This window comes from Larkinella soli, assembly GCF_003703975.1.
Lineage (GTDB): Bacteria > Bacteroidota > Bacteroidia > Cytophagales > Spirosomataceae > Larkinella > Larkinella soli.
In genome coordinates this window covers 280,220-301,538 of sequence record NZ_QTJY01000002.1, presented here as the reverse complement: position 1 = coordinate 301,538, position 21,319 = coordinate 280,220, and the positions used below count along the sequence as shown (strand labels likewise).

The following is a 21,319-nucleotide window of genomic DNA, read 5'->3' as shown; positions in this document are numbered from 1 at the left end:
TCTAATAGGTAAACACCCGGTCACTGTCGGCGGCCAGCTGAACCAGCTTGGCGGGCATGGCAAATTCAGCGGGTTTGCCGCTGATGTCGGCATCCGTCACGCCCCGGGCTTTGGCCGACATCCCGGATACATAGAATCGAACGCCACCTTTGGCCAGCGCTTCATAGTGGTCGCGGAGTTTGCCCGTCCCCAGTCCTTCTACCTTATCCAGCTCGGCATCCCGCAGCAGCACGGCCGCATCGCCGGCCAGGAAAAGAGTAACGGTATGGCCTTCACTAAGCGCTGTTTTAGCTACCAGAAAGCCCAGAGCGGCTTTGGTGGGATTTTCGGGGCCACAGGTAATGTGCACGAGGAATTTCATCTTTGGTCCGTTTGGTTTAGATTGGGCAATAGCCGTCGAGACGAACAGCAGGAAGGCCAGCAGGAAGCTGAACTTCAGGTAGACCTGGGGTCTGGGGAGAATGGCGGATATGTCTTTTATGGTCAGCCTTGTCCTGTTAGGAGGCTTCAGGGTGGTAAAAGGGCTTGCAGGGCTTAATAAAAAGCGGAGCAGGAGAGACTTCATACAGGTGGTAGAAGGTTATTTATTGGCGTGACGGAACAAGGCAGCCTCAATGTACTTAAAGTCAACCGAATATCCCAACGCCACCACCGATGCAGGGGACTTTGGGCAGTAAAGGAATAGTTTACCAAAAGCAGGGTGATCCGTACCGGTCTCTCTTCGGAATCGGCAGGGATGGCTGGTCTCAACTACCGGGCCTATTTCTGAGGTCACCGGTAAACGAGAATCAGGATAAGGCACTGTGAGGGATTTCTTAAAAAAGTACGCCTGGGAAATGTGCAATATGAAGCAGTTAGTACCTAATTTTAATAGCCGACAACCTTACTTCTTAGCATACGGAATACACGATCGTTCATGTCCGATAACAACTCATCGCCTGCTTCCCAACTTACACCCGACGAGCAGGACAAGCTCCGGGAATTGACTACCCAAAGCTGGAACCTCGAATTAGCCATCTCCGGGGTTGCCATGTTCGCCATCCTGCAATTGCCTGACCTGCTGGAGTCGGTGTTCAGCTACCTCCGGTATAATTTCATGACCCACACCGATGGCGCTGCGGCCATATTGCCGTCGCTGGCCTACAGCCTGATTCGGGCCACTTGTCACGTCCTGTTTGCGGCCTTTCTGGTCAATTTCGTGATGCGGGCGTTTTGGGTGGGTCTGGTAGGTCTCCTGGCCGTTTTCCCGTCGGGCATCCGCTACGACCGTATTCCGTTCACTACGACGTATTCGCAGCAACGCCTTGCCGACGAACTTGGGCCGCTGGACCGCTATATTCTCTGGCTCGACAAACGGTGCAACATCGTGTTTGCCCTTGCTTTTCAGTTCGTCTTCTTTCTGATTGTGGTTGCCTTATTCTACGTGCTGGGGCTACTGATCTACTTAGTTGTTCAACCCAACGTTTCCGCCAGCGTCTGGTTCGGGGTCAAAATTGCCTTGGGCACGCTGGCGGCCGTGTTCTACTTAGCCATTATCTGGTTGAATCAGAAAAAGGTAAAAGAAACCCCCAGGGGCATGCAGCTCCACTACCGCATTACGAAGCTGGGTCAGCTGATGATGATGGGCACGTACAGACACACCTCCTATGTTACCAACACGTTTTACAGCAATATCCGACCCGGCAGGTTATATCGGGCGGCCGCGATTTTCATGTTGGTCTTTTTTGTGGTGTTCTTCCTCGAATACATGAATGATATTTCACGGACCAGCGGGCGGATCTCGCTTTTCAACACCCGGCATCTTTACTCGGCCCGGGTCGATAGTCTCTACATCGAGCCATCGACTTATGACAACCAGCGCCCCGAGGGTGCGTATATCGGCGTGGCTTCCATTCAGTCAGACGTGATTCGGGAACCGTACCTGCGCCTGTTCATTGCCTATCCCAAAGCTCTCGACAAACTGCTTGAGGAGATTGCGCCTGAACCAGCCTGGAGCGATACGCTGTCGAGACAGGCGCGTCGGCATCAGTATGCGATCTGGAGCAGCCGGCAGATCAATAGGCTGATTCGCATCACTGTCAACGATTCGACCTGCGCCCAGCCTGAGCTGATGTTTACCAAAGTCGGGACTCAGGAGCAGCGCGGCTGGCAAACGGTGCTGGTGCCGGGCAATCTTAAGACAGGCCGCAACCTGCTTCGCGTGGCCCTGCAGGATCCCCGGAAAAAAGAAGCCGATGAACTGGTGGCGATTCCGTTCTGGTATGTACCGGAACCCTAACCCTAACCTACCCGTCCTGAATCAGCCAAACCCGTCTGCTTGTCTTATTTCCTTCGCATCAGGACCCACATCGCCGACTGGTCGCAAGGGCGGTGAGCGCGGGTAACACAATGTCCGTTTCCGGTTAGTTGTAGTATCGTTAAATTTCCCTTTGGCTCTTCCGGAAAGGAGCGTTTTCGTGGCACTCATGCCCGCGTCCCGATCATCGAAGTTATAACAGTCTTCGCTTCACTAACTCGACGGTGCGTTCGCTGCCTCCCTGACGAATCGTTAACTCGATCCGCTTCGCGGTGGCAAACAAGGCATTGCTGCTAAAAAAGCACTCACAGAACGTCGAAAAACGAATCGGGCGGCCGTCAATGGCGGTGATTTCATCGCCGACCTGAAGGCCGGCTTGCTGAGCGGGGGATGACCCATAGACCGCTTCTACTTGTACTTTCCCGGTCCGATAGGTAAGCGATAAACCAAAATGTGCAAATCCTTCCGGTCGGGGAGGCTGATTTTCCAGGGGCGAAAGGTATAAGGCCTGATGGCTGAAATCCATCGTGATGAGGTAGTATTTGGCCAGTTCGCCGCCCACCAAAGGGTAATTATTACTTTTGGCGTAACTGACGGGCACCTTATGCCACACCAGTTGATTCAGACGAACCGAGTCCAGCAACGCAATCTTCATGGTCTCCTGAAGGGACCCATGGGCACCTTCACTGCCGACGCCGGTCCGCTCAATGACAGGGCCCCTGACCAACTGCCGGGCTACTCCTTCCGTTAAAGAGAAGAGCCCCCCAAAACCTAAATCAAAGAGGAAGCGGACGCTTTGTCCATTGACATGCAGGTGGATAAAAGGAAAACCCCGTTTATCCAAACTGACCGGGATGCGGATCGTATTTTGGGGGAGGTGAATCTTACTGAATTGATCGGTAGCAATGATCTTTTTACGCTGGTAATCAATCTGCCAGACGTACTTGCGGATGAGACTGCTGCCGAACAGGCCGCCATGGGTTAAACAACGGATGCGGGGCGCCTGGTCGAAGTCCAGCACAAAGGCACCCACCTTCTTAAAGGCGATACCGGCGGTTTTCAATTGATCGATCCGGGTGACGGCTACCTTCGATTTAAGTTGATTGGCACTTCCAAGTTGAACCGTGAGCTTCTGGTTGAAATGGTTTAGCCGGCGAATGGAATCGGTTACCGAGAAGTGGGCCCCGCTATCAAAAATGTAATTATAGGTCTCCTGGCCGATGGTGACCGGGATAAGCAGGTTGCCCATTCGCTCCTGGAAGGGTATTTCGGCGTAGAAGGTTTTCCGGGAAGCCTCACCGGCCCGAACGATCGATAAGGCGCGATAGCCTTTCAGCAGACTGCAACTGAATAGCCCCTGCAGAAGCAGCAGGCCCACCAGCCTTTTCAGGAATCTCATTCGTGTTGTTTTCAGGATAGATGCCTCACCTGGCCGAAGGGTTGCTTTACCACCCCGGAAAACGAGCCTTTTTGCCGCCGAATCGAAAAAAGTAACGCCCCGCTCGAACGCCGAACGGATCAGGGCAATGGCCTCCTCCCTGGCGATGGAATGGCCGTAACCTAAGCTCAGACCCATACAACCCAGACCGAGGGCGGAGACTTCCAGGCCGCTTTTGCCCAATGTTCTTTTTTGCACAAGGAGGATTGATAATCAGCTTACTATGGGAGAAGTTACTGAGTCAGGAGCCGGGTAAAGGAAAGCGAACCCAGCTTCCAGTTGCCGTCTTCCTTGATATAAACCTCCGTCGCTATAAACGGATTGGTAACTTCGTTTCCACCGACCACCGCCAGTAAGGTGATGTTGTTCAACAGAATGGCGGTATTGCCGATGATGTTGACCGAAACCGAATGAATGTCCGCCTTTTTATAGTGGATGAATCCGCCTTTTATAATCTCCAGTTCGCGGCTTTTGCCCCAGCTTCCGCCCATGTGAACAAACACCGACTTTTCATCGAACAGGGCGTCCAGCCGGTCCACATTCTTGTCGGCCATCCACTGCCACTTCTCTTTGGACAAATTGGTGACCTCCTGTTCTGCGTGGGTGCCGCCGGTTGAAACCGGGGCTGTCTTTTGAGCTTGCGCGGAGACGCCCGCCAAACCGATCAGAAGGAAACACAGCCTGAGCCTGAATAGTTTGATGGAAGGGAATAACCATTGACCACTGGGTATGGTTTTCATGATAATTCAAATGGAGGTGAAGTGTCAGTTTTATTTCTGGCCGGCGTATTCCTCATCGGTGACCCGCTTGAACCAGATGGTTCTTCCCTTCTGGGTTGGGGTCGTGGCAATGTAGGTGACCCCGCTCGTCGGCGTGGCTCCGTGCCAATGCTCCACGCCCGGCCGGCATTTGATGACTTCCCCTTTGCGAACGGTTTGCCGGGGCCGGCCCCGCTCCTGGTAGTAGCCGATGCCGTCCGTGAACAGCAGGATCTGCCCGCCCGGATGCGTATGCCAGTGTAAGCGAGCCCCCGGCGCAAAGGTGGCCATCGCGATATTATAGTTGAAGGTGCTGTCGGATGCACTCAATTCATTGAGCCAGACGGTGCCAACCTGATGATCGGTCGTTGATTTTTCGCCTTTGGGGAAAATGGTCCCGTCCTGTGCCGTCACCTGCGTACACAGCGCGACCGACAGGAATACCGTGCAATACAATGCGTGTCTCATTGGTTCCGTTTGTTGTAATTTGTCGGTTTCAGCGGTTTAACTCGCCACTTTATAGTTACCCAGCCATTTGACCATGGCCGGGTCCCGGTGGTCGAAGAAGAGGCTTGCCTTAGTGTCCAGGGTTTTGATCGCTGCCATATCTTCCTCGCTGAGGTGAAAATCAAGGCTGTTGAAGTTCTCCGCCATTCGTTCCTTCCGGACGGATTTGGGGATGGCGACGACTCCGCGTTGCGTCAGCCAGCGAAGGATGACCTGAGCGACGGTTTTGTCGTATTTCGCGGCAATGGCAAGCAGAATATCATTCCGGAAGATATTGTTTTTGCCTTCGGCAAACGGCCCCCAGGACTCCATCTGCACCTGGTTTTCCTCCAGAAACTGCTGCACCTCCGTCTGCTGGTGGAACGGGTGGGTTTCGATCTGGTTGACGGCCGGAACGATTTCATGGTGGACGATCAGGTCCATTAGCCGGTCGGGGTGGAAGTTGCTTACCCCGATGGCCCGTACCCTGCCTTCCCGGTATAAATCCTCCATCGCTTGCCATTCCCCGTATACGTCTCCGAAGGGCTGGTGAATCAGGTACAGATCCAGGTAATCCAGTTGCAGTTTCTTTAAGGAGGTTTCGAAGGATTTTCCGGCTCCCTCGTAGCCTTTAGACTGAATCCATACTTTGGTGGTGATGAACAGCTCGGCTCTGGGTACCCCACTTTTTTTAATGGCCTGGCCGACGGCCTCTTCATTACCGTACGACGCTGCCGTATCAATTAACCGGTAGCCGGTGGCGACGGCATCGGCTACACTTCGTTCGCATTCGTCGGCATCGGGGACCTGAAAAACACCGAATCCCAGGATCGGCATCTCGACACCATTGTTCAATTGGACCTACTGCATTGATTTTTCGTTTGATAGTGCAAAGGTCTTAACTACTTTCTCCCCGGATGGTATATAGATTACGGAAATAACTACCATTATTCCTGATTGGGATGATTCGATTCCGGAAAGGGGAATAAAGTGCTAATTTTGAGACAGATAAACAGTAACGATATGGATTCCCTGCGCCGATTCGAGGCCGTAAGCGACTACAACGCGTTCAATAACACGGAAACCCTGCACCCGCTGGTGGGTGTCATTGACCTGTCGAAGGCAGAGCCGAGGCAAGCGTCGAATATGTTTTTTGGATTCTATACGGTGTTTTTAAAGGAGGTAAACTGCGGTGATCTGCGCTATGGCCGGCATACGTACGACTACCAGGAAGGGACTCTGGTTTTCATTGGACCCGGGCAGATCGTGAGCGTCGACAACCCCGGAGTGACCTACCAACCCAAAGGCTATGCGGTTGTCTTTCACCCCGACCTGATTCATGGTACTGCCTTGGGCCGACACATCCATGACTACTCGTTTTTCGGCTATCAATCCAATGAAGCCCTGCATTTATCCGAGCGGGAAAGGAAAATCGTGCTGGATTGTTTTGCGAAGATCGGGTACGAACTGGAGCATGCCGTCGACAAGCACAGCAAACGACTGATCGTCTCCAACATCGAACTGCTGCTCAACTACTGCGTTCGCTTTTACGACCGACAGTTTATCACCCGTGATACGGTCCATCAGGGCATTTTGGAAAAGTTCGAGGCTTTATTGAACGAGTATTTCCTAAGCGATAAACCCCAGACCATTGGCTTGCCTTCCGTAGCCTATTGTGCCGGTGAATTGCATCTATCGGCCAACTATTTCGGAGACGTGGTTAAAAAGGAAACCGGTCAAACCGCCCAGGAGTACATTCAGGCCCGGCTGATTGAGGAGGCTAAAGAAAAGATTTTTGACCCTGGTAAATCCGTGAGTCAGATTGCCTTTGAACTGGGTTTCAAATATCCGCAACACTTCATTCGGTTGTTTAAGCAACGGGTGGGGCAATCGCCCAATGAATACCGTCGCACCGCCGATGCGGATGCTTCATAACCATTCACAGCCCGGCTCTTACCGGACGGGTCTACACTGTCCCTTGCACTGCCTTACTTAATCCGTTTCGCCGACGCGTCGAAGGTATACATCGTACCTTTGAGCGTGTTGTCGTCCACCTTCATCAGGTCGATGGTCAACTCCTTATTCTCCGTCGAAGTGTAGAAAATCGACATGCTGTTGCCTTTTTCTTCCACCCTGGTGATGGGGAGTTTAGGTCCGTTCGGGTTACTTACATCCATTAGTTCCCCCGTCAATCGCCCTTTTTTGCGGACCAGAGTGGTAGTGAACTTTATATCCGGCGTTGCGGCTACGGAGATCTCCCATTTGCCGACGAAAACGCGGTTGCGCTGGATCGTCTGGCAAACGGCTTGCATAGTTATACCGAGAAACAGAATGATTCCCAGAATGAATATTTTAGGTGGGGAAAGTGTCTTTTGCATGATGCACCGGATCCATAGAGAGTGGTTAAGGAACTTCTGGGAGAAAGGCATCCATGGATAGAATCCACCTAACCCTGCACCGGCTGCCCGGTATTCCGTTTGTCGAGTGCCGGCTGGAAGGGTTGTGAATACAACCGCTTCCCGGTGGCTTTGTAGAGCGCATTTGCCAAAGCAGCGATCACCGGGGGAAAGGGCGGTTCGCCCAGGCCCGTCGGGTCGATTTCATTTTTAACAAAATGAACTTCAATGACTTTGGGAGCCTCGTTGTGGCGGATCATTCGATAGTTGTCGAAATTGCTTTGCTGAGGCTTGCCTCCTTTGACCGTCAGGTTACCAAAAAGCGCATTGCCGATGCCGTCTACCACTGCTCCCTCGACCATGTTGCCGGCGGCCTCCGGATTCACCACAATTCCGCAATCGACGGCGCTGGTAACTTTTTCGACCACCGGTTGCCCTTCTTTCATGGAAAGATCCACGACATGAGCCGCGTAGGAGTTGTGGCAGAAATAGACCGCAACCCCCCGGTGGAGGTTGGCTGGGCTGCTCTGTCCCCAACCGGATTTGTCCCGGACCAGCTTCAGGACACCTGCATACCGGTCTGCCTCATAGGTGTTGTTTTTACCCACCGGCTTCGTTTTCGCCCGCTCCAGAAGTTCCAGCCGAAACCCGATAGGGTCTTTGCCCATGGTTTCGGCTACCTCATCCAGGAACGCCTGCTGCGCTACGGCAATAAAGTTGGATCGGGGGGCTCGGAACGCCCCGACGGTGATGTTGGATGGAAAAGTCCATTCGTCGGCCAGGTAATGGTCGATCGCCCCCGCCGGAAAATTGTTCTCCGACCCGCCCAGAGGGCTTTCCGGAATGCCCCCACCCCGCACGTGAAAGGCAGTCAGATTGCCGGCCGCATCGAAAGCGGCCCGAAAAGTCATCCGGTACATGGGCCGGTAGATCCCATACGTCATGTCGTCTTCCCGGCTGTAGATCAACTTGACCGGGGCCTTCATCTTTTGAGAGATCAAAGCAGCTTCCACCATGTAGTGACCATATGCTTTGCGACCGAAGCCGCCCCCCATGCGGGTCAGCTGAATGTCGATTTTCTCGATGGGCATACCCAGGCGGGCGGCAATCGCCCGTTCGGTAAATTCGGGAGCCTGAATGCCACAGGCCAGAAAGGCTTTTTCGGCGGTTACATGAGCGAAGCAGTTTAGAGGCTCCATGCTGTTGTGCGCCAGGAAAGGCGCGGTGTAAGTTCGCTCCAGGACTTTTGCCGCCTGCCTGAAGGCGGTTTCCGGATCACCATCCCGGCGAAGTTCCTTTGCCGGTTGAGCCTCCCTTTCTTTCATCCCGGCATAGTGGGCGTCGGTCGTTTCCAGGCCCGCCGGAACGATTTTGTCCCGCATCTGGCCGAACGCATTTTGCTTTTCAACCGTATCGGCGATGGGCTCCCATTGAACCGGTAACTTCTTTTTGGCCTGCATTACCTCCCAGGTCGAACGGCCCACGATCACCACCAGTTCATTGAACGTGCGGGTGTCAAAAATTTCCTGAGCATAGTCCTCCTGAAAAATCTTGATGGAAAACACATCCCGAATGCCGGGCATTTTCCGAACCGCCGTCGCATCGAACGACTTCAGTTTTTGCCCAAACCCGGGTGGGTGGACCATCATGGCGATGAGCATACCCGGTTGGCGGTAATCCAGGCTGAACAACGGTTTTCCCGTCACGATGCTCATACCGTCCACATTTTGGCGGGGGGTGCTGAGGATTTTAAACGTGTCCACCGCCTTGAGCTTTACTTCTTTGGGGACCGGCAATTTAGCGGCTTCCGTTGCCATCGCTCCGTAGCCTGCTGTTTTGCCGCTGGTTTTATGATGAAGAACTCCCGCTTCCGTAGTAATTTCCCCGACCGGTACTTTCCAGGCCTGAGCGGCAGCCTCCATGAGCATCTGCCGGGCTGAAGCCCCGGCGGTGCGCAGACTCTTCCAGTACTGCCGAATGCCCTGACTACCACCCGTAAATTGGCGGCCGTACAGCCTGGTATTGAATGGAGCCTGTTCGACCACCACGGTTTTCCAGTCGACGTCCAGTTCTTCGGCCACGATCATCGGCATGGCCGTTTTTACGTTCTGTCCGAATTCCGGATTAGGAGAAAGGATCGCTATTTGGCCTTGGGGAGTGATCCGGATAAAGCTCGTTAGCTCTGCGCCTTCGCCGGAAAGGGCCGCCTGTACTTTTAAGCCTGCGGGTTTCGATTGGGCAACCAGGCTAAAGCCCAGCAGCATACCTCCACCCGACAGCACGGAGACTTTCAGGAAGGAACGACGGTTATAGGATGTTTTTTCTATATCCATGTTTTTGAGAGTCTGTGGTTTAGGATACGAACAGTCGATGGCTGGTTCACCGGTTTGCCGCTGATCGGATAGCCGCCTTGATCCGGGTGTAGGTGCCACAGCGGCAGATATTACCGCTCATGGCGGCATCGATGTCGGCATCAGAGGGCCTGGGATTCATTTTCAGCAGCGAAGCGGCACTCATAATTTGTCCAGCCTGGCAATAGCCGCACTGGGCCACGTCATGTTCGATCCACGCTTTCTGAACGGGGTGGTCACCATGGGCGGACAAGCCCTCAATCGTAGTGACGGCCTGCTTTCCGACGGCAGAAACCGGCAATTGACAGGATCGAACTGCGATACCATCCAGATGGACGGTACAGGCTCCACACTGGGCTATGCCACAGCCGTATTTAGTACCCTGTAGGTCCAGATGGTCCCGCAATACCCAAAGCATCGGTGTGGTCGGATCGACTTCCACCTTTTGAAGTTTCCCGTTGATCTTTAAGTTGAAGGTGGCCATAAGGGTAGAGTAAAAACTTTTTCGTTCAGCGAGCCTGCTGGTTGGAGATACCGTAACACGGAAAAGAAGACGTTCCAGGACCTTCCACAAAGGTCTAAACTACCCATGAGTGGAATGGTATATAGATTACGGATATTACTACCATTTTTACTGAATTGGAGCAGGCTCCATTCTCATCAATCTACAGCTCTAACCGGGTCTGAGCAGGATCTGATCCGGGAACGAAAGCGGATTTAGCCTCGGCGCGGGCTCGGAGACGAGTAGGGAGGCCGGCCGATGTAAAGGTGATTTCGCCTATAATTTAATGGAGGGTAATGATTTACAATTTGCTTCCGCTTTCCTTAGCGTCCTCCTTCCCCCCCAATGGTGGACTTGTATGTTTCGCCCTTTTTTCATCTTCTTCTGTTGGGGCAGGTTTAGATGGAAGGGTGGACGTAAGCTTTCCGTCTTTACCATTATCCGGTTTTTCCTTCTCAATACTTCCCGGTCGCAGGAAAATCAAAAGTAAACTCAGGAGGGCCATACCGGAAACGATCCTATAGAACCAGGCCCTCGAATATTTCCGCTGGTCTGGCGGCCCTTGAACAAGGGAAGGTGGCTGCCGGGAGCTGATTTCAGCCTGAAGGATATAGCCTTGCTTGGGGATGGTTTTTATCAGCTCTTTATTCTTATCGACAAGTATTTTTCTTAACACGGAGATCCCCTGGGTCAGCGCTTCATCGGCGCTACTGTAATTGTTCCAAACCTCCTTTATTAAAAAAATCCGCTCGACCAGCTTTCCCTTATTCAGGCATAGCTGGATTAACAGCTTTAGATGCCGTAACTCCAATCGCGTTTCTGACTGCGTTTCCAGATCCCTGATACAATGTCGGGACGGATCGACCAGGAATCGGTGATTGATTAAGAATGGCTGGTTTGCATCCATAATATTAAAATTTACCTGAGAATGGTGTAAAAAGAAAAAACAAACCTATTCCAAAGGTTTTCCAAAGCCCATCATTTCGTCTGAGCCATTAGCTTGCGGCACTCTTTTACCTAAAATCGATCTTCCATGAAAACGTTAGGGGCAATCTGCCTTTTTTGCCTGCTTAGCCATCTAAGTTATGCACAAAAAGAGCCGGTCAGGCAAACTATAAACTTTTCCGGACTGAAAAGAAATGAATTGATTAAAAATCTGGAAAGGGTGTTGACGGAGCCCAGGCCTGCCGAAGAGCAGTTGAGCCAACGCGATGCCCAGGCTAAACGGCAGGCCGAGGCTGCGATTGCCTTGATGGAGATGGGAGCGCATAAACAAATCTGGCCACTTTTAAGGCATCGTGCCGATCCGGGTTTACGCTCTTATCTTATTCGCGATATTGGGAGGTCCCAAATACCGGTTGATGTAATCATTGATCAGTTGAAAATAGAAAAAGACGTCTCCATCCGCAGGGCGTTGCTGTTGACTTTAGGGGGATTTTCAACGAAGCAGCTGCCGGCTCAAAAAAGAAAACCATTCGTTGACTGGCTTTTGCAGGTGTACAGAAGCGACCCGGACCCCGGGATCCATTCAGCTATCGACTGGCTTCTTCGACACGGCCGGCAAGGTTATGAAAACCGAAAAATAGATTGGCGGCAAGGCAAGGTACTAAGTACGATCGATAGCAGCTTGAGTGGTCGGCCATCGAAGGATAGGAACTGGTATGTCACAGCAAAAGGACACACGATGGCTATTTTTAGGGGGCCAATTGAATTTGTCATGGGTTCCCCGGGTAACGAACCGGGAAGGGATAAAACGGATCTGGAAGCCAGACACCGGCAGCGCATTCCCCGGTCGTTTGCAGTGGCTGCCAAAGAAGTGACGATTCAGCAATTTCAGCAATTTTTTGACGCCCATCCCGCCATTAAGCAACGGGCCCGGGCCGCTGGTCAGAGAGACCCGACCCGTACCGGGCCGCACATGAAAAGAAAAAACCTGGATGAGGATTGTCCACAGGTTCTTATTACCTGGTTTGAGGCCGCGCAATATTGTAATTGGCTAAGCCAGCAGGAAGGCATCCCCAAAGAAGAGTGGTGTTATCCAAGCCTGGAAGAAATCAAAGAAGGCATGGTATTGCCGACCGATTATCTCCATCGTACCGGGTATCGAATGCCGACCGAAGCCGAATGGGAATATGTCTGCCGGGCAGGTGCCTCCACGAGTCGTTTTTATGGGCAATCCGATGAGTTACTAAGAGAGTATGCCTGGCACACGGGAAATTCCTTTAACGAACGGCCATGGCCGGTGGGGCAACTTAAACCGAATGACTTTGGCCTTTTTGACGTCTACGGCAACGTGTGGGAGTGGGGACAAGATTGGGTAAAACAGTACAGATCGGAGCCGGTCGATACGATCTGGGTGGATAACGAGGACTCCCCATTGACGGTATCCAAAGACTTTAAGCGTTCCAGAAAGGGCGGTTCTTTTACCTATAGTGCTGATTACATGCGTTCTGCCGGACGAAGTGACGGATACATCCCTGACGAAAGACGGGACAGTGTGGGCTTTAGAGTGGCACGAACCATCGCTGAAAAATAGTGTAGAAACCGTTCCATGAAGCGTCTTCCGGGGCTATAGAACCTACCTTCATTGCGTCTCAAAAGACCCAACTTTTTTGATCAGATAACGGTGTAAAGTCCATTCTCACTGTTACAAAGGAATACTCGGCGAATTGCCCCTTAAAGGTACCGGGAAGGTCAATGACATCAAATTCGGATTCACCGCCAATGCGGAAGGACGAAAAGCGATTGTCGAACCTTTCAAGGGATCGTCAACGAAGATTTCTGACTTTTCTCCCTTTTCAAACTCCACTTGACTTAAATCGCCTAAGTCTCCATTTTGGAAATGCCGAAAGCCGATTTTTAGCTCTATTATAGTGTTCTATAATCAAACGTTATACTACCCGATCTAAGAAATCTGGGGGAATTTTGTGTAACTTTCAGGTTCTCATTAATGCCTTTTTTCATGAGTCATCTGCAACAAAGCGGGTGTTTTAATTGTCGGACGTTTAGAGAGACGCTAACCTATAGGGAGTTAGTACTTTTCTTCAATCAATTATTTTACTTTACACGGGTAAAGACCTGGTCTAAATCTTTTTTCCAGGTTTTGCCATCTTCACACAATTCTCCGTTTCCGATGATGGTATTTCCATTATCAGTGATTGTCCAGCTATACTGTTGCGAAAAACCAGGGACATTTCGCCACCATTTCACTACGTTGTCTTCTACGGAAACCTCACACTTTCTCGAAATCTTCCGCTCGTCAAAGAAGAGCATAAATATTTCCCCAGTAGCATCGTCACTCCCAAAGATGCCAATGCCAACAGGAAACCCCTTTTCATCAACCTCCAAATGATACTTCAGAAAGGCACCGCCCTCGATCCATTCGAAGGTGGATATACCGGGCAAAAGTTTATTAGGGATGGCGGGATGAGTGCTGGCCGTTTTCCATTCGCCAATTAATTTTTCCAATCCTTTTAGTGCCGGATTTGGAATTTGTGCTTTTTGAATACCTTGTTTTTTCATTGCTGTTATAGTATGTTGGCTTGTTGCTTTTATACACTCTTTTCATGGGACGTCTGCCACGAAGGGGGTGTCTTCCTATACGGGCGTTTTAAGAGATGCCGACTAACCAAGGAATTCGTACCTTTTTCAGGTCCGTTTTATAGAGGATGTTATGTGAAATTAATTACCTTGTCAAAATGATTGAAAATCAGTAATCAACGCATTAATCATATAGAATATATTACTCTTTAAACGTTGATCGGAGGTTTTGCACAGACCTTATTATGTTTTTAAATCTCTCATACTGGCCTTCCGAAAAAGCCCGTTTAGGTAGTGTATGCGCGCTTCCTTCTGTCACCCGCAGTAAAATAAAATCCCTTACTTCCTTCACTTCATACAATTTGTTGTAGTCCATACGTGTAAAGAAACTTTCTCCGGTAAGCTGATAGCTTTTTTCATTAAAAACATAAGTAATCTGCTCAGTAATTTGAGCTTTTGTCCTAATATATTTATTAGCCACAAGTCTACCGGCAATCTGCACTACAAATATTAGGTACAATTCACATACTATAAAAATGATGGCGATTATATCCTTGTTAGCTAAATCAGTGGACAAGATGAATAAAGAAATTATAACCGAAATGATGCCTAAAACCCTATATACTCTCATAATGAAGCGGCTTTGAGCAATCGCAACCGATGCCTTGTAGAGCTCTGATTTGGTGAACTTAAATGTAATTTCAAGCATACATTTGGTTGACCTTTCTGTTATATAATCTGGCTTATGACAACTAATCTACTGAAATTTTAGGTATCGATTGAAAAATAGAACAGTCTCACCAAACCCTCGTGGCTGTTGCACAACTCTGCTTCCTTCATCGATTTTTCAGCGTCTGAATTGGCGAATAGGATTTTCTATTATCGTCTGCCTTCTTAGTTAAGAAAAAGCACGCCAAAGCCCCAAAACGTACTTTGAGAAGAGAATGACCACTCCACTTTCAGCGCTATGGCCTGGCTGACGGTAGATTTGGTCGTAAACTTCATATACTTTTTCAGGTTGAAGGCAATAGCTGCCATCAGCATCACCTTGTGAGCCCCGGCTTTACCCTGTACATTCACTTTCCGTAATCCATAGTACTCCACCAGACTGCCTAAAACCGGCTCCACTGTCCGTTGACGAAGCCGTTTCATGCGCTTACCCCGCCGACTTTGCTGGCGTTCCAGGGCTCGTCGGTAGAAGGGATCATAGGCCGTCCGGATAAGCTGTCGGCATTGCCGCGGCGGCGGACCGCCTCTTGGGAACGCAGCTTAGTTTGAGCGGGCAATGTTTGCAGTCCTGGTAATCCGCTCGGTAGACTTTCAGCCAGCCGCCTTCCGCGTTTTTGTCAAACGTCTTAAATGGTAAACGCTTACCCTCTGAACAGGTGAAGCGATCTTCTTCAGGATCATAAGGGAAACCTTCAATCTGGGACTTATATTGACCGAAAACGGGTATCCAGCCGCGCGGCGGTCCGACCGTGATTTTCCACTGCTCTAGCAAGGCGTAATTACTACCGTTGGAATAGCCTGAATCGGCCAATAGCTCCTCTAAATGCAACTCATTGTGTACCAGCCACTGCTGGAGCTTCAGGGTAATATCGGGTAGAGTCTGGCTGTCCCGACCATCGGCGAAATCGGCCTGCACATGGCTAATAATCCCTTCGGCCGTATCGACCGCCAAGCTACAATTATAGTTGAGTTTGCGGGCTTTACCCGGCTTGATGGAGATACGGGCATCAGGATCGGTGGGGCTGTAATGAGTCTTGTTACTCAACAATTGGGCTTTTTCATTACTGGCTCCCAGGGTTGTTGGGGCACTTTGCAAATTCTGCTGACGCTTTTTCAACTGTCTTAACTGATGATCAGCAGCGGTGATCACCGACGCAGCTTGACGGTTGCTGGGTTTGGGTATCAAGTCCACTGATCCATTGCGATCTTCAGCCTGCAGAAGCAGCTTAGGCCCTGGTCTTTGAGGTTTTTTTCTAATAGCCTTTCCATGGAGGCATTGGCTTTAATGGGGGCTGAGTCGAGGGCTACTCTGCGACCGGCTACCGCAACGGCGGACCGTCATGTTTTGAGCTACACAAAGGCTAACTACCTTGTCAAATAGTAATTCAAAAAGTGCTTCTGGGTAGAGTTGGCGGGTACGGCTTAAGGTGGAGTGCCAGGGAAGAGGCTCATCTAGGCTGTAGCCTAGGAAATACAACCTATCCATTCGCATAGAGCAATGTTCAATCAGCTTTCGGTCAGAAGTAATATTCTCCAGGTAACCGATTAGCATGAACTTGAAGAATACCACGGGGTCAATCGAGGGATTGCCTGTTGAGCCATAACAGGCTTTGGTATACTCATACAGGAACGTCAGATCGAGCGTATCCTTCAGCCGACGGTAGAAATTATCTTTAGGAATGCGGCTGGAAAGCTGAAAAGAAGTGATGAGTTTTTCGTGGTCGTGTATTCTGCCTTGCATAGATAGCTGAAGGTACAAAGACTCCACCTATTGAGCAGTTTTAGGCACTGGAAGAGTTGTGCAACAGCTACGAGCGTTTTTATAAGACAGTTGTATGGACAACATTTGTGTTCAATTCGTCCAACTAGATAGGGGCAAAAAGTTTCAGTGGACCGTAAAAGCAACTTTTACATTTCGTTTACATTCTTTTACCAGCCTTAACCAAAGCTCAGTGCAAAAACTGCTAAGTTTGTTGAAAGTAATTGGTACTAAAAAGTAGAAACAATGAAATACGCACCCATCTATGCGTTGTTCTTAATAACGGTTTTTCACACATCCTGTGGACAAAACCAAACAAACGTATCAAAAGATAATATCAAGTCAGAAACCACAGACACACTCACTTCTACTATTTGGGATATCAAGCAAGATAGAAATGGGAATATTTGGTTTGCAGCGAGCGATGGTGTTTTTCGATACGATGGAAAATTGTTTACCAAAATCACCGGTATACTGATCTCAAAGCCTTTTTTTTCTATTTTAGAAGATAGAAAAGGAAATTTTTGGTTCGGTACATCTGGCTCAGGTGTTTTTTATTACGATGGAAAATCCTTTCAGAATTTCACAACAAGAGAGGGACTTGTCAATAATTCTGTTATGCCTATTTTTGAAGATAAAGATGGCATTATTTGGCTTGGCACTGGAGGTGGCGTAAGCCGGTATGATGGTAAATCATTTCAAAATTTTACAACTTCGGATGGACTGACCAATAATGATGTTCACGATATTGTTCAAGACAAAACAGGCAAAATTTGGTTTGGAACACGGGGTGATATCTCCGTTTATGATGGAAAAACATTTACTACTCTTACTGATAAAGATGGCAAAACTTTTAGGAACGTATGGGCTATAATTAAAGACAAAAAAGGCAATATCTGGTTCGGTGCTGATGGTCTTTGGCGCTATGACGGCAGTGCCTTTACCCAAATCGATCAGACGGGTGCTGGTGTTATAATCGAAGATGAAAAGGGAAACGTTTTGACTAGTATAGGTGGGCCTATTTTCCGTTATGATGAACAGTCATTGTCTAATAAAAAACCATATGTAACAGTAATAAGGACAAAATATGAAGGGCGTAGTAATCTGCCTTTTGGGATGTTATGGGCTAATGATGGAAGTATTTGGATTGGATCTGACCGTTACCGTTATGATGGAAAGACCCTCACGGACTTTAAAGAGAGTCAGAAGTAATGTGTATAGCTGTTTCTCAAATCGCCCGAATAGTAAGATACTTCTATTGTTGCAGTCGTCTTATCAATGGAGCCATTTCTGAGATAGGTACATAAATACTGATTTTGGGGAAACTTTTTAATAAATGCATGTTCATTAGCGGGTAAGCCGGTAGATGAACAAGGCTGCCCGCTGAATGACCTGGGGAAGTTCTTTGGTGTATACGGTCTCCTCTATGCTGTGCTCTCCTTTGCCGGGTGCTCCAAGACCGTCAAGGCCGGACAAATAAGGAGCCACATACGAAATATCACTGGCCCCCCGAATGCTGGGATCAACGGCTACCAATGGCCCCAATCCCAGAGTCAGGTTCACATTTTCTAACTGCTTGCGGAGGTCCTCGTTGGCCGCAGTGGGCTCCATCGCTGGCATTAGGTCGGTAAACGAAATGCTTGCCTTTGTCAGGGGAAGACTTTTCTCCACGATTTCCCGCATTCGCGCTTTGGCACTTTCTTTCTGGACATTGGTCAGAAACCGCAAATTACCTTGTACTAGGGCTGAACCGGCTACAATATTGCCTTTGCCGACTACCCGTGCTTCCGCTGATTTATCATCGTATTGCAGAGCACCTCCCACAAAGAGCCCCGGATTAAGCGTCAGATTCTTCTCCTGCCCCAGCGCCCGACGGAATTCGTTCACAATCCGCACCGCTTCGTAAACCGCACCGTAACCCATTTCAGCGAAGATTTTGGAGGAATGCCCGGAACGCGCTTTTACGTCAAGCGTCCAGAAAGTAGCTCCCCGTTTGGCGGTTACAATAAGACTCTTGCCTAAACCTGTCTCAAAGCCAAGTGCTATATCACATCGTTTGGCCCGTTCGATAAAGTCCCGCCGACCTTCCGGGTTGCCGGGCGTGCCACCGGTTTCTTCATCGCCTGTTAGATAGACTGTAATGGAGGTATTGTCCAGCAGTTTTTGTGTATGTAGCGCTTTTAACGCAGCCAGCATCACCACATCACCCCCTTTATCATCAATTACTCCCTGCCCCATTGCCATTGAGTCGGTTGTTCGTTTGAAGGGGTCCATCGGCAGTGATTTCTCAAAAACGGTGTCCAGATGCCCAATCAGAAAGAGCTTTTTGCCTTGGGTACCCTGCCTGGTAGCCACCAGATGGCCCGCCCGGTTGAGCGAGTCGGGCAGGCTGACCCACTCTGTTTTGAAGCCTAATTTATCGAACTCGGCGGCCATGAGCTTCCCGACCTGCCGAACGCCGTCGAGGTTGAGGGTACCGCTGTTGATGTTGACTACTTCTTCCAGAAATGCCTGGGTTTGGGGAAGTTGCTTTTTAACCGTAGCCATCACATCCTGTTCTGGTTTGGATAACGGTTGAGCCGTTAGTTCATAGTTAATAAGTGCTAGCCAGAGGAAAATAAATTTCATAAATTATGATTGATAAATTGGCTACCAATTGACTCAATTCCACCAGTAAATAGGAATGGATTGCAGCCTACTCAGGAAGGGCTGATCTATGTGCTCTGGAGGCAGTTATTTTCCAGAACAACGTTGAGGATGCTGAAACGAAGAGACGGACAGATCGCTACTATCAGGTAAAAACTCTAGCGAACCATCACTAGGACAAGCTTAAAGAATCATATAATTTTTAGCAAACAAATGATTAAAAATTAATAAGTTAACTAAACTTAACAATTGGCAAAGCATCTCAGAAATCGCCCGAATAGTTAGACACTTCTATTGGGACTTCTTGTTAATGGAGCGTTTTGCAGGAATGCAAGCACTGATCAAAAACGGACAAATTAGTCCTTTTTATGTCCGAAATCGAACGAGCTTGCCGGCTGGTATGCCTTCCATTCCGCTGGAATCCCTCTTTTTTAACTGTGGTATGGTAGTTGTCACCAAAAGGAAGGCCCTTTCTAACCAACTCCTCCATGCATTTTCCTTTCAGCCTAACGACCCTCGCTTTAGTTGCCATTGTTTGGCTACCCGCCATGGCTCAAACTCCGGTTCAGCGCCTGCAACATGCGTTGCCATCCATGCTCGACAGTACGGCTACACCCGGCTTATCGATTGCCCTTATCGAAGAGGGCAAAGTCACCTGGAGTGAAGGCTTTGGCGTTAAAAATAAAGACACCGAACAGGCCGTTGCCAGCAGCACCATCTTTCGAGGGGCCTCCTTAGGTAAACCCCTCTTCGCCTATGCCGTCCTGCTGTGGAGCAGACAAGGGAAAATCGCCTTAGATATCCCCCTGGTCAACCTGGTTCCCCGTACCTATTTAGAGACTGGTTTTCTAAAGGGACCGCTAGCCGATGATCAAATGAAGCTGATCACGGCCCGAATGGTGTTAAACCACACCAGCGGCCTGCCGAATTGGCGGGCGGAGGGAAAACCCCTGACCTTGCTGTTTCCACCGGGTAGTCGATACAGCTATTCGGGGGAAGGTTATTACCTGTTGCAACTGGTCATTGAGTATCTGGCCAAGCAACCGATTGACTCGTTCATGAAGCAACTCGTGTTCGACCCATTGGCCATGAATCATACGAGTTATGCCTATCAACCAAAAGACGCCAGTCACTACGCTCGCTCGTATGATAGGACGGGTAAGGTTGTCGTCGATGAGCCGGAACCTGCCAACGTCGCTCATACGTTACGAACGACGGCGGAGGATTATGCCAAATTTATCGTTGAGACGATGATGAAGCCGGAGCCCGCATCGACAAAAGCGCTGATCAGTTCACCCGTAAAGACGGATATCTGCCAACCGGGTCGAGTATCCTGGGGTACAGGTTTTGCCATTCAACATACACCCACGGGGGATTTATTCTGTCAGTGGGCGAAGAGCCCCTCGGCCAGCGGCTACGTGATTGGATCGGTAGAACGCCGGACAGCGGTGGTGTATTTTGTCAATATTGCTAACCAAGGCTTACGGATAGCGGAACGAATCGTCAAATTAGGGATAAACTATGAGGACCCCTTGTTCGGCTGTTTCGGAGTGCGCCCCTATAATGCTGGCCAATAAATCGATCCCTCTTCAAGACTGGGATAGAACCCAACTCCTACTATCTCCCTTTAGATAAATGAAGGTTCCTTCGTCCCACGCCGGGAGGGTTTACTAAACATGAGGTCCATGCTTTACTTCACGGAGATTCTGCGGCTTTGGGTTCAAAACGTACGATCCTCAACAGCATTACATACCCAGTATGGGGTACAATTCATGATAACTATTGAGGTAAAAGTTACTCCTAAAGTTCTATAGATTCGGCAGCAAGCACCTGCTAGTTTTGCCATCAAAATCTTTGACAACGCACATAAGTCATCACACCAATTGGTTGGCCCGTCCTATACGACAGGCAAGTCTATACGTAACCGTAGGCGGAGCAATGTTATTAATCGAATGTATACTCCTGATGCTGAACCTGGTGGTCGTCGAACTACCCGACCGCCGGATCGACTCCCTCTCCCTTTCGCTATCCATTGCCGCCTGGATCTTTCTGCTCCTGGGCCTGTGGGCTCTCTCCACGGCTCGGGTGTTACCACAGCAAAAGGTGTTTTGGATTCCCCTAACGGGGCTGTTATTCTACTGTTTGGGTTGCCTGGCCATTGCCCTGGAGCTATGGAATTTAGTGTACATCGTTCCGGTTGGATTACTCCTGACGGCCGGCGGTATGCTACTACTGGGTATTGCCGCGATCCGAAGCAAGGCGTGGAAGGGATGGTAGATTCTGCCCGTTCTGGCCGTAGGACTTTATCCATTTTTTTGTATGTTTCCCATCGTCATCCTCACTGGGGCGCCTAACTACCTTGTAAATTATCTGTGGGGCGTTCCCTGGTGTATCCTGGGCGGTAGCCTGTATGTTTCT

At 49.8% G+C, this 21,319-nt stretch carries 21 protein-coding genes; 6 read left to right on the top strand and 15 right to left on the bottom strand.

What is annotated here, in order from left to right; translation table 11 throughout:
- Position 1: 1 nt before the first annotated feature.
- Entirely contained in the window at positions 2-361 is a 360-nt protein-coding gene (locus DX909_RS07535) for a DsrE family protein (protein WP_128544535.1), read from the bottom strand.
- Positions 362-916: 555 nt separating this feature from the next.
- On the opposite strand from DX909_RS07535, the gene DX909_RS07530 reads away from it, so the two are divergent.
- Positions 917-2,278, top strand: a complete 1,362-nt coding sequence (locus tag DX909_RS07530; RefSeq protein ID WP_128544534.1) for a hypothetical protein — start codon at positions 917-919, stop codon at positions 2,276-2,278.
- Positions 2,279-2,489: 211 nt separating this feature from the next.
- Here the strand turns inward: DX909_RS07530 and DX909_RS07525 are convergent, their stop codons facing one another.
- Genes DX909_RS07525 through DX909_RS07510 form a run of 4 tightly spaced genes read right to left on the bottom strand, consistent with a single transcriptional unit; the run spans position 2,490 to position 5,815 of the window.
- Positions 2,490-3,932 carry an aspartyl protease family protein gene (locus DX909_RS07525; RefSeq protein ID WP_128544533.1) on the bottom strand — a complete coding sequence of 481 codons (1,443 nt, stop codon included), beginning with the start codon at positions 3,930-3,932 and terminating at the stop codon, positions 2,490-2,492.
- Between the two features lie 35 nt (positions 3,933-3,967).
- Positions 3,968-4,474: a nuclear transport factor 2 family protein gene (locus tag DX909_RS07520; protein WP_128544532.1), complete on the bottom strand. Its 507-nt coding sequence runs from the start codon at positions 4,472-4,474 to the stop codon at positions 3,968-3,970.
- A gap of 30 nt (positions 4,475-4,504) precedes the next feature.
- Complete coding sequence (locus DX909_RS07515) at positions 4,505-4,960, bottom strand: cupin domain-containing protein (protein ID WP_128544531.1); 456 nt, start codon at positions 4,958-4,960, stop codon at positions 4,505-4,507.
- Positions 4,961-4,996: 36 nt separating this feature from the next.
- A complete protein-coding gene (locus tag DX909_RS07510) occupies positions 4,997-5,815 on the bottom strand; it encodes an aldo/keto reductase (RefSeq protein WP_128544530.1) in 819 nt (272 codons plus the stop codon).
- A 186-nt stretch (positions 5,816-6,001) separates the two neighbouring features.
- Here DX909_RS07510 and DX909_RS07505 point away from each other — a divergent pair, with 186 nt between their 5' ends.
- Complete coding sequence (locus tag DX909_RS07505) at positions 6,002-6,913, top strand: helix-turn-helix domain-containing protein (protein WP_128544529.1); 912 nt, start codon at positions 6,002-6,004, stop codon at positions 6,911-6,913.
- 53 nt (positions 6,914-6,966) lie between these two features.
- On the opposite strand, the gene DX909_RS07500 is transcribed toward DX909_RS07505, so the two are convergent.
- From DX909_RS07500 to DX909_RS07485, 4 genes are all read right to left on the bottom strand, one after another.
- Positions 6,967-7,290: a hypothetical protein gene (locus DX909_RS07500; protein ID WP_128544528.1), complete on the bottom strand. Its 324-nt coding sequence runs from the start codon at positions 7,288-7,290 to the stop codon at positions 6,967-6,969.
- Between the two features lie 134 nt (positions 7,291-7,424).
- Positions 7,425-9,707 carry a xanthine dehydrogenase family protein molybdopterin-binding subunit gene (locus DX909_RS07495; protein WP_128544527.1) on the bottom strand — a complete coding sequence of 761 codons (2,283 nt, stop codon included), beginning with the start codon at positions 9,705-9,707 and terminating at the stop codon, positions 7,425-7,427.
- Positions 9,708-9,753: 46 nt separating this feature from the next.
- The gene (locus DX909_RS07490; protein WP_128544526.1) at positions 9,754-10,209 is read right to left on the bottom strand and encodes a (2Fe-2S)-binding protein; all 456 of its coding nucleotides are present in this window, start codon (positions 10,207-10,209) and stop codon (positions 9,754-9,756) included.
- A gap of 319 nt (positions 10,210-10,528) precedes the next feature.
- Complete coding sequence (locus DX909_RS07485) at positions 10,529-11,134, bottom strand: winged helix-turn-helix domain-containing protein (protein ID WP_128544525.1); 606 nt, start codon at positions 11,132-11,134, stop codon at positions 10,529-10,531.
- 126 nt (positions 11,135-11,260) lie between these two features.
- Here DX909_RS07485 and DX909_RS07480 point away from each other — a divergent pair, with 126 nt between their 5' ends.
- Entirely contained in the window at positions 11,261-12,763 is a 1,503-nt protein-coding gene (locus DX909_RS07480) for a formylglycine-generating enzyme family protein (protein ID WP_128544524.1), read from the top strand.
- A 521-nt stretch (positions 12,764-13,284) separates the two neighbouring features.
- Here DX909_RS07480 and DX909_RS07475 read toward each other — a convergent pair.
- The 5 genes from DX909_RS07475 to DX909_RS07455 all read right to left on the bottom strand — a co-directional run bounded on the left by DX909_RS07475 (position 13,285) and on the right by DX909_RS07455 (position 16,237).
- Positions 13,285-13,749 carry a hypothetical protein gene (locus tag DX909_RS07475; protein WP_128544523.1) on the bottom strand — a complete coding sequence of 155 codons (465 nt, stop codon included), beginning with the start codon at positions 13,747-13,749 and terminating at the stop codon, positions 13,285-13,287.
- Between the two features lie 220 nt (positions 13,750-13,969).
- Entirely contained in the window at positions 13,970-14,476 is a 507-nt protein-coding gene (locus DX909_RS07470) for a YcxB family protein (RefSeq protein WP_128544522.1), read from the bottom strand.
- Positions 14,477-14,661: 185 nt separating this feature from the next.
- Positions 14,662-14,952 (bottom strand): transposase, encoded by a 291-nt coding sequence (locus DX909_RS07465; protein WP_229311004.1) that lies wholly within the window; start codon positions 14,950-14,952, stop codon positions 14,662-14,664.
- A 19-nt stretch (positions 14,953-14,971) separates the two neighbouring features.
- Positions 14,972-15,646 carry a transposase gene (locus DX909_RS07460; RefSeq protein ID WP_164851215.1) on the bottom strand — a complete coding sequence of 225 codons (675 nt, stop codon included), beginning with the start codon at positions 15,644-15,646 and terminating at the stop codon, positions 14,972-14,974.
- 132 nt (positions 15,647-15,778) lie between these two features.
- Positions 15,779-16,237 (bottom strand): transposase, encoded by a 459-nt coding sequence (locus tag DX909_RS07455; protein ID WP_128544519.1) that lies wholly within the window; start codon positions 16,235-16,237, stop codon positions 15,779-15,781.
- A gap of 264 nt (positions 16,238-16,501) precedes the next feature.
- Between DX909_RS07455 and DX909_RS07450 the strand changes: the two genes are divergently transcribed.
- Positions 16,502-17,467 (top strand): ligand-binding sensor domain-containing protein, encoded by a 966-nt coding sequence (locus DX909_RS07450; protein WP_128544518.1) that lies wholly within the window; start codon positions 16,502-16,504, stop codon positions 17,465-17,467.
- Between the two features lie 135 nt (positions 17,468-17,602).
- Here the strand turns inward: DX909_RS07450 and DX909_RS07445 are convergent, their stop codons facing one another.
- A complete protein-coding gene (locus DX909_RS07445) occupies positions 17,603-18,883 on the bottom strand; it encodes a M20/M25/M40 family metallo-hydrolase (protein WP_128544517.1) in 1,281 nt (426 codons plus the stop codon).
- Between the two features lie 506 nt (positions 18,884-19,389).
- Here DX909_RS07445 and DX909_RS07440 point away from each other — a divergent pair.
- Positions 19,390-20,478, top strand: coding sequence for a serine hydrolase domain-containing protein (locus DX909_RS07440; RefSeq protein WP_128544516.1), 1,089 nt, complete (start codon positions 19,390-19,392; stop codon positions 20,476-20,478).
- 361 nt (positions 20,479-20,839) lie between these two features.
- Positions 20,840-21,178, top strand: coding sequence for a hypothetical protein (locus tag DX909_RS07435; RefSeq protein ID WP_128544515.1), 339 nt, complete (start codon positions 20,840-20,842; stop codon positions 21,176-21,178).
- The last annotated feature ends 141 nt before the right edge of the window (positions 21,179-21,319 follow it).

Excerpts from the sequence above, each read along its gene's own strand:
- DX909_RS07455 (WP_128544519.1), bottom strand. The coding sequence starts at position 16,237 with ATGCAAGGCAGAATACACGACCACGAAAAACTCATCACTTCTTTTCAG.
- DX909_RS07495 (WP_128544527.1), bottom strand. The coding sequence starts at position 9,707 with ATGGATATAGAAAAAACATCCTATAACCGTCGTTCCTTCCTGAAAGTC.
- DX909_RS07450 (WP_128544518.1), top strand. The coding sequence starts at position 16,502 with ATGAAATACGCACCCATCTATGCGTTGTTCTTAATAACGGTTTTTCAC.
- DX909_RS07535 (WP_128544535.1), bottom strand. The coding sequence starts at position 361 with ATGAAATTCCTCGTGCACATTACCTGTGGCCCCGAAAATCCCACCAAA.
- DX909_RS07440 (WP_128544516.1), top strand. The coding sequence starts at position 19,390 with ATGCATTTTCCTTTCAGCCTAACGACCCTCGCTTTAGTTGCCATTGTT.
- DX909_RS07515 (WP_128544531.1), bottom strand. The coding sequence starts at position 4,960 with ATGAGACACGCATTGTATTGCACGGTATTCCTGTCGGTCGCGCTGTGT.
- DX909_RS07520 (WP_128544532.1), bottom strand. The coding sequence starts at position 4,474 with ATGAAAACCATACCCAGTGGTCAATGGTTATTCCCTTCCATCAAACTA.
- DX909_RS07510 (WP_128544530.1), bottom strand. The coding sequence starts at position 5,815 with ATGCCGATCCTGGGATTCGGTGTTTTTCAGGTCCCCGATGCCGACGAA.
- DX909_RS07435 (WP_128544515.1), top strand. The coding sequence starts at position 20,840 with ATGTTATTAATCGAATGTATACTCCTGATGCTGAACCTGGTGGTCGTC.
- DX909_RS07485 (WP_128544525.1), bottom strand. The coding sequence starts at position 11,134 with ATGGATGCAAACCAGCCATTCTTAATCAATCACCGATTCCTGGTCGAT.
- DX909_RS07480 (WP_128544524.1), top strand. The coding sequence starts at position 11,261 with ATGAAAACGTTAGGGGCAATCTGCCTTTTTTGCCTGCTTAGCCATCTA.
- DX909_RS07445 (WP_128544517.1), bottom strand. The coding sequence starts at position 18,883 with ATGAAATTTATTTTCCTCTGGCTAGCACTTATTAACTATGAACTAACG.
- DX909_RS07530 (WP_128544534.1), top strand. The coding sequence starts at position 917 with ATGTCCGATAACAACTCATCGCCTGCTTCCCAACTTACACCCGACGAG.
- DX909_RS07490 (WP_128544526.1), bottom strand. The coding sequence starts at position 10,209 with ATGGCCACCTTCAACTTAAAGATCAACGGGAAACTTCAAAAGGTGGAA.
- DX909_RS07470 (WP_128544522.1), bottom strand. The coding sequence starts at position 14,476 with ATGCTTGAAATTACATTTAAGTTCACCAAATCAGAGCTCTACAAGGCA.
- DX909_RS07500 (WP_128544528.1), bottom strand. The coding sequence starts at position 7,290 with ATGCAAGCCGTTTGCCAGACGATCCAGCGCAACCGCGTTTTCGTCGGC.
- DX909_RS07505 (WP_128544529.1), top strand. The coding sequence starts at position 6,002 with ATGGATTCCCTGCGCCGATTCGAGGCCGTAAGCGACTACAACGCGTTC.
- DX909_RS07475 (WP_128544523.1), bottom strand. The coding sequence starts at position 13,749 with ATGAAAAAACAAGGTATTCAAAAAGCACAAATTCCAAATCCGGCACTA.